Genomic DNA, 16,902 nt, shown 5'->3' on the forward strand with positions numbered 1-16,902 from the left:
TCACGAGAGCCTCACGTCATCCATGAGCCCGCGCAGGTATTCCGCGGTGCGCTTGGGGTCATTCGCCGCGAGTGCTTCGATTTCGGCGCGACGTCGCTCGGCTTCGGCGTTCGCCGGGGGCGTTGCGGGGCCCGCGGTGTCGAGCTCGATGGGCCGCGGCATCACGGGCGCTTTGAGCTGCATCGGCACGGTTGGGGCGTCGAGGATGTCGCTGAGGCGTTCGAGTTCGCCAGCGTCGCGGGCGCGGCGACGACCGCGAGCGAGCATGATGAGCCCGATCACGACGGGCAGCGCGATGCCCGCGACGATGACGGCCACGGTTGCGAGCTGCATGAAGCGGTCGGATGCTGCGGTCGCCTCCGCTGCGGCGAGCGCTTCTGCTGCTGCGGCGGCCCCCGTCGCGTTGAACGGCACGACCTCGACGGCAACTTCGTCGCCACGATCTTCGCTCACTCCGGCGGCCGCGGCGACGAGTTCGCGGATGGCTGGCACGGTGAGCCCGCCGACCGCGTCTTCATTGATGGCGACCGAGACGGTCTGCCGTGTGATCGCGCCGGCCGGGATGATGCGTGACTCGGTGACCTTGTTCACGGCGTTGCTGCGGCTCGTCGATTCGCTCTCATAGAGGCCTTCGCCGGTCTCGTTGGGCACCGCAATGTTGTCGGGGCCGAGCACACCGCCTTCAAGCTGGCCGGCACCGTCGGTGTAGGCCTCGCGGTCGGTCTGCTCGACGAGCGCGGGGTTGTCCTCTGGCACGGTGTACGACTCTTCGAGCCGTTCGGCCGACTCGGAGCTCATGTCGGCCGCGACGACGACGCTCGCATTGCCGGGGCCGACGACTCGGTCGAGCATGGCCTGCACGGCGCTCTGCACGCGGGTCTCATAGTCCGAGGCTTGCTGGTTCGAGGAGCCCGATGCCCCGACGCCGACCGCGGAAAGCACGGTGCCTTCAGCGTCGATGACCGCAACATCCGTGGCCTTCATTCCTTCGATGGAGGCGGAGGTGAGGTGCACGATGGCCTCGACCTGGTCGTTGCTGAGCGTCACCCCGCTGTCGGTTTCGACAAAGACTGAGGCGGTGGGGGCGGCGGTCTGCGACACGAACACGGTCTCTTCGGGGATCGCGAGGCGAACCGATGCCGTGCGCACCCCGTTGAGGGCCGCGACGGTGGAGGCGAGCTCGCCTTCGAGGGCACGCTTGTAGGTGACCGACTGCTGGAACTCCGACGAGGTCACCCCCATTTCGTCGAGGAGCGAGTAGCCGCCGGTGCTCGAGGAGGGGAGCCCGGCCGCGGCCGCCTTGAGCCGCTGGTCGTAGACGTGCTCCTCTGGCACGAGGATGGTGGCGCCGCCGCCGCTGAGTTCGTATGGCACGTTGTCAGCGCGGAGCTGTTCGACGATCGTGCTCGCGTCGGCGGCCGCGAGACCCGTGAACAGCGGCGTGTACGACGGTTTGCTGAGCCAGATGCCAAGCCCGGCAGCGCCGAGCACGAGCACGGCCACGCCGATGAGCGCAATCGTGCGCTGTGCGATCGTGAATTCTCGGATGGCGCCGACGAAGCGGCGCATGGCGGAGGTGACCTGGGTGGGCATCAGGCTTGCATCCGCATGATCTCGTTGAACGCGTCAACGCCCTTGTTGCGCACCGCAGCAATGAGTTCGAGGGTTACCTGGGCACGGGTTGAGGCGATCGTCGCGTCGTGGATGTCGTCGAGGTCACCCGTGACGGCCTGGATGGCGAGTTCGTTCGATTCTGCCTGGAGGCCTTGCAGGCCATCGATCGCTGAGCCGAGCGACGCGCCGAACCCGGCGCCGGCATCCTGGGTGGCCGCGGTATCGCGCGTGCTGCTGATCGACAGGTCTTGGGCGCCAATGGAGGGGACTCCTCCGATTGCAATCGACATCACGAACGTCCGATCTGGAGTGCGGCCTGGTAGGCCTCTTTGGCGCGGTCAACCACGGCCGCGTTCGCCTGGTAGCCACGCTGGGCGAGGATGAGTTCGCCCATTTGGCTCGCCATGTCGATGTCGGGGTAGCGCACGTAGCCTTCTTCGTCGGCGAGCGGGTGGTCCGGTTCGTAGACGAGTCGCCCTTCGGCATCGCCGTAGGCGGCACCCGCAACATAGGCACCGCTCGACCCCTCGCCGGCTTCGGCGATGACGTAGCGGGCCTGGAAGGCGTCGTCGTCGGTGCTCCGCACGGTGTTGACGTTGGCGATGTTGTCGGAGACGGCGTCGAGCCACTTGCGGTGCACCGTGAGCCCGGTGCCGGCGATGCCGATTGCGTCGAATGTCATTTGTTCGTCCTCGGTTCTCGCTAGTTGGTGCGCAGCGCCGAGCGCACGCTCGTGAACTGGCCTTCGACTGCTCGTGTGGCGAACTGGTATCGGAGCACGGTGTCGATGTTGGAGAGCGTCTCGGTGTCGAGGTTGACGTTGTTGCCTTCGAGGTTGGTCGGCTCAAGCGACTCGGCGACGGTCGCGACGACGGCACCGCTGCCCTGTTCCACCGACTTTGCGAGGGCGTCTTCGAATTGCACGCGCTGCGCCTTGTAGTTGGGCGTGTTGACGTTGGCGATGTTGTTGGCGATGGCACGCTGGCGCATCGAGAGGCCGTCTAGGGCGCTGCTGAGTGCGAGCGACGTCACCGATTCGAACACTGGTCGTCCCGTTTCATGGATTAGGTGTGATGCCGGCCGATCCATGGCCTATTCGACGAGCGATCCGTGCTCTTCGTTAGCTATCGGCATCGGCGGTGGTGCCGTTAGTCGTTTTCAGTTTTCGTTGAGTGAGTACCCCCGCCAGGGCGGTATCGAAACCGCAGACCCCTCAGCCCGCGACATCCAGGTAGACGGATGCCCCGGTGCGGGTCGTCGATGGCACGGTGCGGGTGGCGGCGAGGTGGCGGCCGGTGGTGCGTCGTTGCTCGTCGAGGTGGGTGGCGAGGGCGCGCTGGGCGGTGAGGATGCGTGTGGCGCGTTCGACGAGCTCGGGTGGCAGCGCCCCGAGCCGAGCGGGCGGGCTCCAGGCGCTTTCGGTGTCGACGTCGGCGTTTGAGGCCCGATCAAGCTCACGTTCGAGCACGTCGAGCGCTTCTGCCCAGGCCTGATAGGTCGGTGCCGTGATGGTGGTGTCCATGCTCAGGCGACGCCGAGTGTGCCGCCAGCGGTGTGCTGCTCCTCGGCCGGTGTGGAATCTTGCACGCTGTTGGCGGCCTCGTGCCACGTCTGCCGCAGCGGTTCGAGGAGGGTGATGCACACGCGGGTGCTGTCGACATCGCGGTGGATGTTGGCGAAGACGAGTGCCTTTGAGGCGAAGGTGTAGACCCCGAGGAGGCCTTCGGCCCCGTCCCATTCGTCGACCTTGAGCGAGGAGGTCAGCTCGGCGAGGATCTCTTGGGCGTGGAGCAGCTGTTCGGTCGCGGTCGACCAGTCTTCGATCTCTTGGGCGATCTCGGCGCGCTGCAGGTCGAGCAGCAGCCGGTCGTAGAGCATCGTGAGCAGCCGCGCCGGGGTGGCATTGAGGATGGCGTCGCGCGCGTATTCGGCGCGACGCGAGTTGATTCCGGTCATGGTCATTCCTCGTTGCCTCCAGACGAGAGTGAAGCGATTTGCGAGCTGAGCCAGCTCGACTGCGAGTTGAGTTCACCCAGGCGCACTTCGAGCGCGGCGTAGGTGCGCTCGAGCGATGCCTGCCGAGTGGCGAGTCGCAGGTCCCAAGCCTCGGCCTGTGAGTTGAGGTTCTTGACGAGCGATTCCTGGCCGGTGATCTTGGTTGTGATGACACCCGTGTATGGGTCTGACTGTGTTGTGGCGGCGTCGGCGATGCGCGATGCGAGTGTTGCGATGGCGGATTCGACCTTGGCGGGGTCGGCCGCGAGTGCCGCGGCGAACTTCGCTTCGTCGAACTCGACGTTGCCGTCCTTGGTGATGCTGAGGCCGATTTCGGATGGCGATCGGCCGTCGAGCGGCATGGTCGCTGCGCTGAGCAATGCCTGGCGTGCCGCGCGCACGGTGCTGTCACCGGTGAACACACCGCCTGACACGATGGCGTTTCCGTCTGCATCGGTGCTGTCGGTGACCGTCGAGCGGGTGTCGATGATGGCGAATGCCTCACGCAACGCCGTGACGAGTCCCTTCACGGTGCTCGTCGCGGCGGCGGTGTCACGGGCAACCGTCACAGCGACGGGATCGGTGGTGGTCTTGGCGACGGTGACGCTCACGCCGGGGAGGAGGTCATCGAAGGTGTTCGTCGACGAGGAGATCGTCTGCTCGGCGTCGGTGCCCGCCCACAGCCGCACCTCGGCATTCTGGGCGTCGCGAATGACGGCCGATCCGGGTGCCGCGAGCAGGTCAGACGCCGTGCCGCCGGCGACCTCGGCCGCCGTGCCCTGATAGATGGAGAAGGCGGCATCCGTGCCGGTGTCGGTGCCGGTGAACTGCAGTCGATACTGCTGCGTGCCGTCGCCATTCACACCGGCGGCGACCTTGATCGCGCCGACACCGGCATCCGCCCGGTTGATCGCGGTGACAACGTCGTCAATGCTGGCGGATGCTGCGGCGACCTCGGTCGTCGTGCCGTCGCTGCCAACGATGGTGATGGCGTGAGACCCGGTCCACCCGGTCATGGCGGCGGTGACGCCGGACTGCGACTGCGCGAGGCTCGTCACGGTGAGGTCGATGGTGCCGGTGGCCGAACCGGTGCCGGCCGTGGCCTTCACGGCATCCGATGTGCTGGTGGCTTTGTTCTGACGGAGGGCGTCGGTCTTCGCGGCCGCGGTGGCGGTTTCGGCGAGCGAGGCGACCTTGGTGTTGAGCGCTTGGAAGGCGGAGACGACGTTCTTCGTCGACGCGACCTTCTTGAGGAGCAAGGTCTGAGGGATCGCCTCAAGCTGCATGAGCGAGCTGATGAGCGAGGCACTGTCGAGGCCACTCGCGAGTCCCGGTAGTGATATTGCCATGCCAGCTTCCCCCGTTGTGGCGCTGTCGTGTGGTGGTTGGAGTGCACCTGGCGGTGCCCGTGCGGAGAGGTCCAGTTCCCCGCGTGAGCACCGCCAGGCGGTGTGTTACTCGATCTAGCCGAGGAGCTGCAGCACGCCCTGGTTCGACTGGTTCGCCTGCGCGAGCATGGCGGTGCCGGCCTGCGCGAGGATGTTCGAGCGGGTGTAGTTGACCATCTCGGATGCCATGTCGGTGTCGCGGATGCGCGACTCCGCAGCCGTGAGGTTCTCCTTCGACACGTTGAGCGAGTTGATGGTCGACTCGAAGCGGTTCTGCTGTGCACCGAGGTTGGCGCGGGCGCTCGAGATGGCCGTGATCTGCGTGTCGATCGAGGTGATCGCTGCCTGAGCCTCTGCAGCGGAACCGAAGCCGACCGTCACCGAGCCGGTGGCGGCAGCGGCGATGTCGACGAAGGTGCCTGCAGTGGCGCTGTCGTCGGCGATCGCGATCGTGTCGGTGCTCGTGGTCTTCGAGGTCACGACGAGGGCGCCATCGGCGTCCTCCGTGGCGACGAAGTTCTGCGAGAACGCCGTGTTGGCGTTCAGCTCCTCCGCGAGGCCCTTCACGTCGGTTGCGGCGCCGGCGGCAACCGTGACGACGGTGTCGCCCTGCGTGAACTGCAGGTCGGCGGTGAAGTCGAGGTCTGCAGCCGCCGTGGTCGACGTCTGCTTGGCCGTGGCGCCGAAGTTGAGCGCACCTGCAACCGTGGCGACGTTCGAGGTCGACAGGTCGACACTGATCTGGCTGGCGGCGTCACCGTTTGCACCGACCTGGAAGGTCAGGTTCGCGCGGCTGCCGTCGAGCAGGTTGATGCCGTTGAAGTTGGTCGACTCCGAGATGCGAACGAGCTCCTCCTGGAGGGCTCCCGCCTCGGTGGCGATCGCGGTGCGCGACTCGGTGTTGTTCGAGTCGTTACCCGCCTGGACCGCGAGGTCACGCATGCGCTGCAGGATCGAGTGAACCTCCGTCAGGGAGCCTTCAGCGGTCTGGATGACCGAGATGCCGTCCTGAGCGTTGCGGGCAGCGACCGTGAGGCCGTTGACCTGGGCGCGGAGGCCCTCGGAGATCGCAAGACCAGCGGCGTCGTCCGCCGCACGGTTGATGCGGAGACCGCTCGAGAGCTTCTCAAGCGACTTGGACAGGTCGTTCTGCGTGTTGGACAGGTTGCGGTACGCGTTGAGCGCGGCAACGTTGGTGTTGATCTGCATACCCATGGTGTTTTCCTCCGTGATGTGGGTTCTGTTCCCCGGCCCATCCATGGGCCGGTAACTCTAGCTATCGACCGACGCGAAGCATCCGTTAGTCGCCCGTCGAACTTTTTCTTGCCTCAGGATGCGACGGTGTCGAAGACGGGCTTCGCGCCGGGCATCGTCGGCGCCGCCATACGGCTCATGCCGCTGAACGCCTGGTCGGCGAGGCGGGCCAGGTAGGCGCTGCGGCTCGCGGCCGAGATGCGCGATTCGGGCTCGTGCGTTGCCTCGTCGTCGGCGAAGTGCGTGTTCATGCCGTCGCGGAGCAGGCGAATAGCCTCTGAGCGCTGCTGCGACACCGCCGAGTGGGTGATGCCGAGCTCTTCGGCCACCTCTTTGACGGTGCGGTCGTCGAAGTAGATGGCCGTGATGATGTGGCGCATCTTTTCGGGGAGCACCTCGACGGCGGAGCGCACAAACCCTGTGCGCTCGTCTTCGAGCACCGAATCTTCTGGCAACACGGTTTCGGCGACGAGGTGGTCTGCCGTCACGTCATCGAGGGTGGTGAGGTGGCGACCGGCGTCGGCAATGGCTTCGCGCGCAGCATCCCGATCGATCCCGAGTGAGTTCGCGACCTCATCGACGCTGGGGGTGCGACCGAGGGCCGCCGTGAGCTGCTCTTCGACGGCGAGCGTCTCTTTGATGCGGCGGCGGGTGCCTCGGCTTGCCCAATCGGCGGAGCGAAGCTCGTCGGCGAAGGCGCCGGTGATGCGCTTGCGGGCGTAGGCCCCGAACGGGATGCCGAGCTCGGGCTTGAACGATTCGGCGGCCGCAATGAGGCCGATGGCGCCGGCTGAGGCAAGGTCGTCACGCGAGAGGTGGCTGGCTCGGGCGCACAACTCCGAGACGAGATACCCCACCAGTGGCAGGTTCTCGACCACCAGCGCGTTCCGTGCTTCGCGATTCACAGCATTTCCCCTGTCGTGCCACAAAAAAGAATCTGAGACTGCATTTTTGGGTAAGCGACGTGCTGGATTTCGGGTCCACGTCAGTGTCTGCATCACAGTTGGATTGGAACCTCCTATGAAGCAGTTGTGACTCTAGGGGTGCCCACGGGACGAGGGAACGGTATTTGGCTCATTGCATTAGCGGGCTGGCCCCCCAAGTGGGGAACGCCTCCCCATAACTGGGGTACGGGAGATTCTCAATGGGGTACATGGGGGTCCCCCTGACATTCGCTACCTCCTTGGGCGCGATTCGGCAGGTCATTCACCTAACGGCGGCGATACCCTTGCCGATAGTTCACTTCGGCGACGCTCAGGCGGCGTGTGCCTGACAGTCCAGCGGTCACCTCGATCTCAGAGGTCACGATGAACGGAGCAAGCGTGGGAGCGAATGAGGTCTCGGCCACCCTGTGGCGTGAGCGCGAGCTCCTCGAACTCCTCCTCTTCAAGCTCGAAGAAGAGCAGCTGCTGCTCACGACGGGCAAGACCCGGTGGCTGCAGCACGCCACGCGCGAGGTTGAGCAGGTGCTGGAGCGGCTCAGGGGCCTCGGCCTCACCCGCACCGTCGAGGTATCGGAGCTCGCAGAGGAGTGGGGAGCCACAGCGGATGCCACGCTTCGCGACCTGATTGCTGCGGCGCCGGCAGGCCCGTGGGGCGAGATCTTCGCACACCATCTCGCGGCGATGAGTGAACTCACCGCCCAGATCGCGCAGCTGCGCGACGTCAACGAGCAGTTCTTGCGCTCGGCCCTGCGATCGACGCAGGAGACCCTGGCTGGAGTCACTGGTGACTCCGGCACGTACGGGGCGAGCGGCCAGAACATCGACACCGACGCGGCTCGGCTCATCGACGAGAAGCTCTGAGTCATGAGCACGTTCAGTGGTCTCAACACGTCATACACGGCGCTCAATGCCGCGAGGCAGGGCCTCGATGTGGTCGGCCAAAACATCGCGAACGTCAACACGACCGGCTACACCCGCCAGCGCGTGACCACGTCGTCGATCGGCGGCGTCGCCCAGACGGGAGCGATCGCACACGGCACCACGCCCGGGCAGGGGGTCTCGGTCGACGGCATCGCCAGACTCGGTGACATCTTTCTCGACTCGAAGGTGCGCTCGTCAGCAGCATCTGCCGGGTTTTGGAACGTCAGGGCCACGGCGCTCAGCAACATCGAGAACGGGTTGCAGGAGCCAGGCGAGAACGGCATCTCCGCGCAGCTCTCCGAGTTTTGGGCTGCGTGGCAGGACGTCTCGAACAGTGCGGGTGAGCCGGCGGCGGCGGGCGTGCTGCTCGAGCAGGCCGGCGTGCTGACCTCGCGCATCGGCCAGGCCTACACCGGCATCGAGAACGAATGGGCTGCCCTGCGCTCCGAAACCGACGGCATGGTCGCCGAGCTGAACTCGGCCGCCCAGCAGGTTGCTGACCTCAATTCCCGCATCCGCACTGCGACCGCCGCTGGCGGTTCAGTCAACGAACTGCTCGACCAGCGCAGCCAGCTCACCGCGACCATTGCTGCCCTCGCCGGCGGCACGGCGCGCGAAACCGCCGACGGCACGGTCGAGGTGCTCGTTGGCGGCAATACGATCGTCTCAGGCGACACCTTCCGGCCGATCACCGTCAGCGGCGGGTACCGCATGGAAGACGGCGCCGTCGATGCTGTTCGTCTCGAATGGGCGCACCGCCCAGGTGCCGCCATCGCGCTCGACGGCGGAGAGATCGCGGCGGCCGTCGGCGTGCTCGCACCGGCCGACGGCTCCGGCACCGGCGGCGCGTTCGCCGAAGCCGCCGAAGCGCTCAACGTCTTTGCCACCACGCTCGCCGACAAGGTCAATGCCGTACACCGCACTGGCGAGAGCAGCACTGGGGCAAGCAACCTGGATTTCTTCGGCTTCGCCGCCGGCATCCCGGCGGCAAAAGCCATCACCGTCATCCCAACCTCGCTCGACGGCATCGCCTCCGCCACCCCCGGCAACGGCGCCCTCGACGGCGGCATTGCCGACGCGATCGCGCAGATCGCGAACGACCCCGCCGGGCCGAACTCGGTCTGGTCGTCGTTTGTCACTGGCATCGGCGTCGCCTCCCGCACGGCGGCACAGCAGTCGACGCTCGCCGACCTGAGCTCGAATGCGGCGGTGAGTGCCCAGCTCGCCCACTCTTCGGTCGACCTCGACGAAGAGAACGTGAACATGCTCACGTTCCAGCTCGCCTACCAGGGGGCGGCCCGCGTCATGACCGCGGTCGACGAAATGCTCGACACCCTCATCAACCGCACCGGAATCGTGGGGAGGTAGATCGTGATCACCCGGACGACGACCAGCACGCTCATGCGATCGGCACAGCTCAACCTGCAGGGGGCCGCCAACGCCCTCGCAACCGTGCGTGACCGCGCCACGACCCTGCAACGGATCTCAAAACCCTCTGACGACCCCATCGGCACCGCAAACTCGCTGCTTGTGCGGGCCGAGCAGCGCGCGACCGACCAGTACAGCCGCAACATCACCGACGGTTTGGGGTGGCTCACGACGGTCGACTCAACCCTCGGCACCGCAACCGATCTCGTCGGCAAAGTGCGCGACCTTACGGTGCAGGGCGCAAACGATGGCGCAATGTCGCCAACCTCAAAAGAGGCGATTGCGGTGGAGCTCGAAAGCATCCGGGCCGACCTGCTCACGCAGGCCAACACGAACTATCTCGGCCGCAGCATTTTTGCTGGCAACTCCGACGCCGGGGCCGCATTCATCGAAGACAGTGACGGCGATGGCGTGGCCGACTACGCCTTTACGGGCGTGGCAGGCAGCACAGTGGAGCGCCGCATCGATGCCGCAACGACCGTGCAGGTCGACGGCGACGGCGAGGCGATTTTTGGCAGCGGCGCCGGCTCCGTCTTTGCGCTCATCGACTCGATCATCAGCGATCTGCGGAGCGGCACCAATGTCGGCCCTCGACTCAATGAGCTCGATGCACGACTCGAAACCATGAACGGGCATCGCGCCACGATCGGCACGCGGCACGGCCAGATGATGCGGGCTGAGGAGACCAACTTGCAGCAGACCATCGCACTCGAGACGCAGCGCTCGGGAATCGAAGACCTCGACATATCGAAGGCGATTCTTGACCTGCAGTCGCAAGAAGTCTCATACCAGTCCGCCCTTGCCGTCACCGCTCGTGTGCTGCAGCCGACCCTCATGGACTTCTTGCGATGACCGCCAAGCTCAGCTTCATCGTCTCCCCTCCCGGCTTCGCACCGCACGTCGACTTCATCCTCGATGAGGTGCAGGGCGCGATCGGGCTCTTCACCCTGCGGGCGGTTGAGCCAGGAGCCCCCCGGCTCTACGTGCTCGATGCGGGCGTGTACCTGCCCGCCTACACGCCGGAACTCAGCGACCAGCAGGTCGCGAGCCTCGGCCTCACCTCGCCGCATGATGCGCTCGTGCTCGTCGTCGCCAACCCCGGCACCGACGGCACCACGACGACGAACCTCATGGCCCCCATCGTCGTCAACTCGACGAGCGGCGCGTGCGCCCAGTTCATTCTCGACAACCAGGACTGGCCGCTCCGCGCAGAGCTCGCCCGCGCCTAGCCCTCCCGCTACTCAAGCAGCGCGCTTCTCCACATCCCACACGTGGTGTTCCACATCGTGGAGCAGGTACTTCGCGAACGTCTCGACCGTGAACACCGCGCCATCGCTTCGGCGACCGGTGCGATGCCACTGCTCCGGGAGGAGTGCGGCGTATTCGGCCGCGATCGCCTCCCCAGCTGCAGCGACCTCAGCCCCAACCGTGGCCGGATGCTGCTGGTCGTAGCGTTCGGCGAGCGCCGTCGCATCCTGGTCCCAGTTGTCGAACTGTGGGTCGATCTCGTCGAGCATGAGCCGGAGCCGCGCGTGAAAGAGTCGGTAGACGTCGCGCACGTGGGCACCGTATTCGAGTGTTGACCAGGTCGACTCGTCGGGGCGCACCGTCGCGTCGTCGTTCTCGAGAAACCCAGGCCAAGCCCGCGCGTTCGCGCGAATCATGCCGGGCACTTCGGCAGCACCGAAGGTCGAGGCGTCGAAGTGGCATTCCGGGCAGGGGCGGTCGAGCACCCACGTCCAGTCTTTGGTGTCTGGCGTTATCGGCATGCCAATCATGATCGCAGGACGGGATCACCCGCTACCGTAGATTTCGTGCCAGTCTTCTCCCCCGACATCGTTGCCGCTGTGCTCCACCACATGAACGACGACCATCGCGACGACAACCTGCTCATCGCTCGCGCGTTCGGCGACCGGACCGCGGATGCCGCCACCATGGTCGGTCTCGATGAGCACGGCGGTCAGTGGACGTACTCCGCCGGGTCGCTCGAGCACGAGCTGACGGTGCCGTGGTCGTCGACGATCGGCGAGCGCGCGGAAATCCGCCGCGAGGTTGTCGCGCTCTACGACCGCGCCTGCGCCGAACTGGGTCTCACACCTCGCCCCCATTGAACTGGTGGCGCTGGCTCTGAGCTGGTGGAGCTGGGCTGCTGACACGAGGGCCGCAGTTCGCTATGGTTAGGTAACCCTAACCTCTGGAGTTGCACTGTGACCTCGATTCCTTTCTCGCAAGCGCTGCGCGAGCGCACCTGGTCGAGCCACGGCGAGAGCGAGGGCGCCGGCTTCATGACCGACCTCATGAAGGGCACTGGCACACTCGACGACTACACGAAGCTCGTGGCACAGCACTGGTTCATCTATGACGTGCTTGAGCGCGCAGCATCCGGCATGGCCGACGACCCTGTGGCCGGCCCGCTCATGGCATCCGAACTCACGCGCTTGCCGGCAATCGAGGCCGACCTCGACCACCTCATGGGCGACGGATGGCGCGAGCGCATCACCCCCGTCCCCGCAACCGTGCGCTACTGCGAGCGCATGCGCGAGGTCTCGTCGTGGAACGGTGGCGTCATCGCCCACCACTACACGCGCTACCTCGGTGATCTTTCCGGCGGGCAGCACATCGGCAAGGTCATGCAACGGCACTTCGGCCTCGGCGATGAGGGGGTCGCGTTCTACCGCTTCGAAAACATCCCTTCGGCGACCGACTTCAAGGACTCCTACCGCGGCAAGCTCGACGCGATCGAGTGGACTCCGGAGGAGCGCGATCGCGTCATCGACGAGGTGCTTGTCGCGTATGCGTTTAACACCGAGCTGTTCCACGACCTCGGCGCCTACAAGGCGGGCGCCCTCGCCGGTTGAGTACCGAAGCCTCAACCGGCCGCGATACCCGGCGTCATCGCCGCCCGCGACATGAACCGCCTCACGTTGTCATCGACGATGATGTCTGAGGGGCGCAGCGGTCGCGAGAGGTAGAGCCCGTCGAGTGCTGAGATGCGGCTCAGCGCGACATACGTCTGCCCTGGGGCGAATGAACGCTGACCAAGGTCGACGATGGCGCGGTCATAGGTTTTGCCCTGCGACTTGTGGATGGTCACAGCCCAGGCGGCACGGAGCGGAAACTGGGTGAACTCGGCGACGATGTCACGCCGCAGCTGCTTCGTGGCGGGCGAGTACGTGTACTTGATCTTCTCCCACACGGCGGGCAGCACTTCGTGCTCTTCTCCGTCGACCTCGACCCGCACGTTCGCGTCAATACGGGTCACGGTGCCGACGGTGCCGTTCACCCAGCGCTGGTCGGCGTCGTTGCGCAAGAACATGACGCGCGCGCCCACCTTGACCTCGAGGTTTTCGTCAGCCGGATAGGCGCGACCGCCGAAGTCGCCCGTGATGTCGGCTTTTGCCGTGAGGGCCCGCCCCGGCAGCCGCGCGAGCGAGGTCGCGTTGATGCGATTGACGGTGTCGTTGCGCGTTGCCAGCGTGATGGCGTCGTCGATGGGCGGCGTCCGCGCCCCCGTCTCGTTGAGGCGCTGCGCGATCTCGGCCGTCACCATGCCGTGGCGCACCGCGTTGAGCATGAACTTGAACTCTTCTTCGTGCTGGCGGTGGATCACCTGCAGTTCGAAGATGCGCAACTCCGTTTCATCCCACACCTTCGCGTCAAAGAACCACATGGAGCGGTAGGTGTCGGCGAAGTAGGCGCGCTCGTCGGCATCGCCCGGCACCGGCGCGAGCTGGTACGGGTCGCCGAACATGACGACTTGCACCCCACCGAATGGCTCGTTGCGCCGCTGCCGCGCCTGCCGCAGGCTTCGATCCATCGCATCGACCAGGTCAGCGTTGACCATCGATACTTCGTCGATCACAAGGGTGTCGATCGTGTTGAGGAGTTTGCGCAGTTCGCCATTCTGTTCGATGTCGTGATCGGCGATGACCCCGATCGGCAAGCGGAACAGTGAATGGATGGTCTGCCCGCCAACATTGAGGGCGGCGACCCCGGTCGGAGCGCAGATCACCACCTGCTTCGAGGTGTTCCACGCCAGGTGATTCAGCAGGGTCGACTTGCCGGTGCCGGCACGACCGGTGACGAAGATGTTCTCGCGGGTGTGCTCGATCGTGTCGAACACGGCCGCCTGCTCGGCGGACAGGGTGAGTTCGCTCATACGCCACCTCTCCGACCGAACAACCCTCCCAATCTACCCGCCCACCGCTCGGCGAGGGCTGCCGCGCCGGAGTCTAGGATTGTGCCCATGACGACCGGCGCCGTGGAGGAGACGAAGAGTCTCCCGTCCCGGCTCGCGATCATCTGGGCCGTCGCGTTCGGCCTGCTCATCGTCGCCTTCGCGGCGACCGTCATTGCGCTCAATGCGACCGTGTTCTCAGCATCCGGATTCGTTTCGGCCTATCTGCAGTCGCTCGCGCGCCACGACGTCAGCGCCATCGTTGCAATGGCCGGCGTCGAGGCCGATGACGATGCAAGCGATGCGCTCCTGCGGCGCGACGCGCTCGGCACGCTCAGCGACATCGAGCTCATCGATGATGAAGACCGCGGTGGTGGCGAGCATCACGTGACCTTCTCGTACCGCATCGACGGCGAGCGCGGGCGCACGACCTTCGTCGTGCAGCATACGGGTCCAAATATGGCGGTGTTTTCGGGGTGGGAGTTCACCGAATCGCCGCTCACGGTGGTCGAGGTGATTCCGCGCAACACTGTCGATTTCGAGGTCAACGGTGTGCCCGTCGTTGCACAATCGGGTGCCGGCGAGATCAACCGCTACCAGGTGCTCGTGCCGGGTGCCTATACCTTCAACCACGAATCGCTCTACCTCGAAGCCGAAGCAACGACCCTCCCGATCACGACAACCCATCGCGGAGAAGAGTTCACGCTCGAGGTGCAGGCGAGCCAAGAGTTCGAAGATGCGGTCGAAGACGAACTCGCCGCCTACCTCGACCGCTGCGCGCAGGAACAGGTGCTGCAACCGACCGGATGCCCGTTCGGCACGACGATCGCAAACCGCATCGCCTCCACCCCAACCTGGAGCATCACCGACTATCCGGCCGTCGATATCGAGCCCGGTACAGAAGCTGGCACCTGGATCGTTGGGCCGACCACGGGCGTCGCAAGCCTCAGTGTCGACGTCATGTCCCTGTTTGATGGCACGGTGTCGCAGTTCACCGAGAGCACCTCGTTCGCCGTCTCCTACCTTGTGACGTTCACGGCCGACGGCGGGCTCACCCTCACACCCCGGTAGCGCCAATCCGCGCAGAAGCTTACCGCTGAGGAACTACCGCTGCGGCGTCTTCGCGTCGCGCTCGGCGGTCTTCGCAAGCATGTCGTTGTAGGCGTTGAGCTCGGCGTCGCCATCGCGGTCGGCCTTGCGGTCGAGTCGTTTCGAGAGTTTGGTGTCACTCCGAGACCAGGCGATCGCGACACTGATGGCCAAGATGATGGTGGGCACCTCCCCCACGCTCCACGCAATGCCGCCACCGCGTTGCTGGTCGGCGAGCGCATCCGTGCCCCATCCCATCGCCCCGTACCAGTCGGCGAGCAGCAACCCTTCGCCCATCATGATGCCGAGACCGAAGAAGGCGTGGAAGGCCATGGTGCCGAGCAGCAGGATGAGCCGCAGCGGGTATGACGCGCGGTATGGCACCGGGTCGGTGCCGATGAGTGCCATGACGAAGAGGTAGCCGCTGATGAGAAAGTGCACGAGCATCCATTGGTGGCCGAGGTGTTCGGTCGTGGCCCAGCGGAAGAGCGGTGAGTAGTAGAAGACCCAGAGCGAGCCGGCAAAAATGATGGCGGCGACAACCGGGTTGGTGAGAATGGCCGAGACCCTGGTGTGCACGGCCCAGAGGAGCCATTCGCGCACGCCGCGGCTGCCGTCGTTGCGTTTCGCGATCGCCCTCGACGCCAGGGTGACGGGGGCGGCGGGCACGAGCAGCACCGGGATCATCATCGTGAGCAGCATGTGGCCGAGCATGTGCACGCTAAAGAGGTAGCGCTCATAGACGTTGAGCGCGCCGTTCGTGACGTAAAACAGCAGCACGAGCCCGGCGATCCAGCTCACGGTTCGCAGCACGGGCCATCGGTCGCCGCGCCGGCGAAGTCGCCACACCCCAGCGAGATAGAAGAAGGCGAGGAACGCCGCGATGAGCGTCCACAGCACGTCGAAGCGCCACTCGGTGATGAAGCTCATGGGGGTGAGCTCGGGCGGGAGAGGCTCGCCCGTCAAGATCATCGCGGGGGTGAGATCGGCCTGCTCCTCCCCCACCGGCGTCGCCGTGCGCGCGAGGGCGGATGCCACACCAGACGCGATGCCCATGAACCCGAGTTCCGCCACCGCGAGCCACCAGAACCAGCCGCGCCCGCCGTCGGGGCCGGCGGCGCGCATCCGTCGGATGACGTAGCGGCGGTGCAGGAGCCCGAACGCCCCGAGCGCGAGCAGGGCGAGCACCTTGATGAGCACCAGGACGCCGTACGGAGTGAGCAACGCGTCGAATTCGCCGACGCGGAGTGCCGCGCTGACGTAGCCCGAAATGGCGACGACGATGAAGCTCACAAGAGCGAGCGTCGAATACCGCTCGAGCACGACGACAAGCCGGCCCCCCGTGAGCTTGCGCTGCAGCAGCACCAACGCGAGGAGACCGCCGAGCCACACCGCGGCGAAGACAAGGTGCAGGCCGAGCGCGTTGACGGCGGCATCATGGCCGGCTGTGCCGGCGGCGTGGCCCTGGGTCGCCATGGGCACGAGGCCCGCAACAGCGAGCACCGCGGTGAAGGCGACCGCGGTCGGATGGCGCACCGCGAAGGCGAGCGCGGTAACAGCAGCCGCGATAAGCACGGTCACCAGCCACGCGATGCCGAGCTCGGTTTCGGTGATGAACTGGCCAAGCACCTGACCGAACGCCGGATCCGTCGAGATGGGTTGCTGGTAGACGCTGAGGAAGGTGAGAAAGCCCGTCGCGGCCGACGCGACTGTCCACACGCCGGCACCCGCGGCAGCAATGTCAATCGCTGGTGCCCACGCGGCTTCATCGCGCGCGAGCGCGAAGCACGCGAGGACGAGCGAACCAATGGCCGCCGCCGCCCCGAGATCCACAAAAAGCTTGGCGATCGGCAGGCCGTAGCGCACCACTTCGCCTGGATCGGTGATGGGCGCGGCATCCGCTCCACCGCCGTACGCCAGTGCGGCGATGAGTGCCACGAGCGCAACCATCAGCAGCACGGCTGGGCCGGCGACGCGTACAAGCCTGATCACCCATCAAGCCTAGGCGAGCGCGGATGTGCGCCGCTGTCGCCAAAATTTCGCAACTGGGAGTTCCTTTTGCGAAAGATGAACTGTACCGTACAGTTTGAAG

Annotated in this window: 19 protein-coding genes; 7 read left to right on the forward strand and 12 right to left on the reverse strand. The window is 65.8% G+C overall.

Features of this window, described 5'->3' with window-relative positions; translation table 11 throughout:
• The 9 genes from fliF to ACY48M_RS10705 form a co-directional block, all read right to left on the reverse strand.
• Positions 1-1,593, reverse strand: a complete 1,593-nt coding sequence (gene fliF, locus ACY48M_RS10665) for a flagellar basal-body MS-ring/collar protein FliF (RefSeq protein ID WP_462820266.1) — start codon at positions 1,591-1,593, stop codon at positions 1-3.
• Complete coding sequence (gene fliE, locus ACY48M_RS10670; protein WP_462820267.1) at positions 1,593-1,904, reverse strand: flagellar hook-basal body complex protein FliE; 312 nt, start codon at positions 1,902-1,904, stop codon at positions 1,593-1,595. Before fliE ends, fliF begins: the two co-directional genes overlap by 1 nt.
• Positions 1,904-2,296, reverse strand: a complete 393-nt coding sequence (locus ACY48M_RS10675; RefSeq protein ID WP_462820268.1) for a flagellar basal body rod protein FlgC — start codon at positions 2,294-2,296, stop codon at positions 1,904-1,906. Before ACY48M_RS10675 ends, fliE begins: the two co-directional genes overlap by 1 nt.
• A 20-nt stretch (positions 2,297-2,316) precedes the next feature.
• Complete coding sequence (gene flgB / locus ACY48M_RS10680; protein ID WP_462820269.1) at positions 2,317-2,658, reverse strand: flagellar basal body rod protein FlgB; 342 nt, start codon at positions 2,656-2,658, stop codon at positions 2,317-2,319.
• Positions 2,659-2,827: 169 nt separating this feature from the next.
• Positions 2,828-3,136, reverse strand: coding sequence for a hypothetical protein (locus ACY48M_RS10685; protein ID WP_462820270.1), 309 nt, complete (start codon positions 3,134-3,136; stop codon positions 2,828-2,830).
• A 2-nt stretch (positions 3,137-3,138) separates the two neighbouring features.
• Complete coding sequence (gene fliS, locus ACY48M_RS10690; RefSeq protein WP_462820271.1) at positions 3,139-3,570, reverse strand: flagellar export chaperone FliS; 432 nt, start codon at positions 3,568-3,570, stop codon at positions 3,139-3,141.
• A gap of 2 nt (positions 3,571-3,572) precedes the next feature.
• Positions 3,573-4,958, reverse strand: coding sequence for a flagellar filament capping protein FliD (gene fliD / locus ACY48M_RS10695; RefSeq protein WP_462820272.1), 1,386 nt, complete (start codon positions 4,956-4,958; stop codon positions 3,573-3,575).
• Between the two features lie 114 nt (positions 4,959-5,072).
• The gene (locus ACY48M_RS10700; protein WP_462820273.1) at positions 5,073-6,212 is read right to left on the reverse strand and encodes a flagellin N-terminal helical domain-containing protein; all 1,140 of its coding nucleotides are present in this window, start codon (positions 6,210-6,212) and stop codon (positions 5,073-5,075) included.
• Between the two features lie 113 nt (positions 6,213-6,325).
• Positions 6,326-7,156: a sigma-70 family RNA polymerase sigma factor gene (locus ACY48M_RS10705; protein WP_462820274.1), complete on the reverse strand. Its 831-nt coding sequence runs from the start codon at positions 7,154-7,156 to the stop codon at positions 6,326-6,328.
• 417 nt (positions 7,157-7,573) lie between these two features.
• Between ACY48M_RS10705 and flgN the strand changes: the two genes are divergently transcribed.
• Genes flgN through fliW form a run of 4 tightly spaced genes read left to right on the forward strand, consistent with a single transcriptional unit; the run spans position 7,574 to position 10,773 of the window.
• Positions 7,574-8,056, forward strand: a complete 483-nt coding sequence (flgN, locus tag ACY48M_RS10710; RefSeq protein ID WP_462820546.1) for a flagellar export chaperone FlgN — start codon at positions 7,574-7,576, stop codon at positions 8,054-8,056.
• 3 nt (positions 8,057-8,059) lie between these two features.
• Positions 8,060-9,484 (forward strand): flagellar hook-associated protein FlgK, encoded by a 1,425-nt coding sequence (gene flgK, locus ACY48M_RS10715; RefSeq protein WP_462820275.1) that lies wholly within the window; start codon positions 8,060-8,062, stop codon positions 9,482-9,484.
• Positions 9,485-9,487: 3 nt separating this feature from the next.
• Positions 9,488-10,396 (forward strand): flagellin N-terminal helical domain-containing protein, encoded by a 909-nt coding sequence (locus ACY48M_RS10720; RefSeq protein WP_462820276.1) that lies wholly within the window; start codon positions 9,488-9,490, stop codon positions 10,394-10,396.
• On the forward strand, positions 10,393-10,773 hold the full coding sequence (gene fliW, locus ACY48M_RS10725; protein WP_462820277.1) for a flagellar assembly protein FliW: 381 nt from the start codon (positions 10,393-10,395) through the stop codon (positions 10,771-10,773). Before ACY48M_RS10720 ends, fliW begins: the two co-directional genes overlap by 4 nt.
• Positions 10,774-10,785: 12 nt before the next feature.
• Here the strand turns inward: fliW and ACY48M_RS10730 are convergent, their stop codons facing one another.
• The gene (locus tag ACY48M_RS10730) at positions 10,786-11,313 is read right to left on the reverse strand and encodes a DinB family protein (protein WP_462820278.1); all 528 of its coding nucleotides are present in this window, start codon (positions 11,311-11,313) and stop codon (positions 10,786-10,788) included.
• 45 nt (positions 11,314-11,358) lie between these two features.
• On the opposite strand from ACY48M_RS10730, the gene ACY48M_RS10735 reads away from it, so the two are divergent.
• Both ACY48M_RS10735 and ACY48M_RS10740 read left to right on the forward strand, forming a co-directional pair.
• Positions 11,359-11,655, forward strand: a complete 297-nt coding sequence (locus tag ACY48M_RS10735; RefSeq protein WP_462820279.1) for a DUF2470 domain-containing protein — start codon at positions 11,359-11,361, stop codon at positions 11,653-11,655.
• Between the two features lie 96 nt (positions 11,656-11,751).
• Positions 11,752-12,402, forward strand: coding sequence for a biliverdin-producing heme oxygenase (locus tag ACY48M_RS10740; RefSeq protein ID WP_462820280.1), 651 nt, complete (start codon positions 11,752-11,754; stop codon positions 12,400-12,402).
• A gap of 11 nt (positions 12,403-12,413) precedes the next feature.
• Here the strand turns inward: ACY48M_RS10740 and ACY48M_RS10745 are convergent, their stop codons facing one another.
• On the reverse strand, positions 12,414-13,703 hold the full coding sequence (locus ACY48M_RS10745) for an ATP-dependent DNA helicase (RefSeq protein WP_462820281.1): 1,290 nt from the start codon (positions 13,701-13,703) through the stop codon (positions 12,414-12,416).
• Between the two features lie 87 nt (positions 13,704-13,790).
• Here ACY48M_RS10745 and ACY48M_RS10750 point away from each other — a divergent pair, with 87 nt between their 5' ends.
• On the forward strand, positions 13,791-14,792 hold the full coding sequence (locus ACY48M_RS10750) for a hypothetical protein (protein ID WP_462820282.1): 1,002 nt from the start codon (positions 13,791-13,793) through the stop codon (positions 14,790-14,792).
• A gap of 33 nt (positions 14,793-14,825) precedes the next feature.
• Here ACY48M_RS10750 and ACY48M_RS10755 read toward each other — a convergent pair whose 3' ends face one another.
• Positions 14,826-16,802: a cytochrome c oxidase assembly protein gene (locus tag ACY48M_RS10755; protein WP_462820283.1), complete on the reverse strand. Its 1,977-nt coding sequence runs from the start codon at positions 16,800-16,802 to the stop codon at positions 14,826-14,828.
• Between the last annotated feature and the right edge of the window lie 100 nt (positions 16,803-16,902).

The sequence above is a fragment of the Homoserinimonas flava genome (assembly GCF_054969005.1).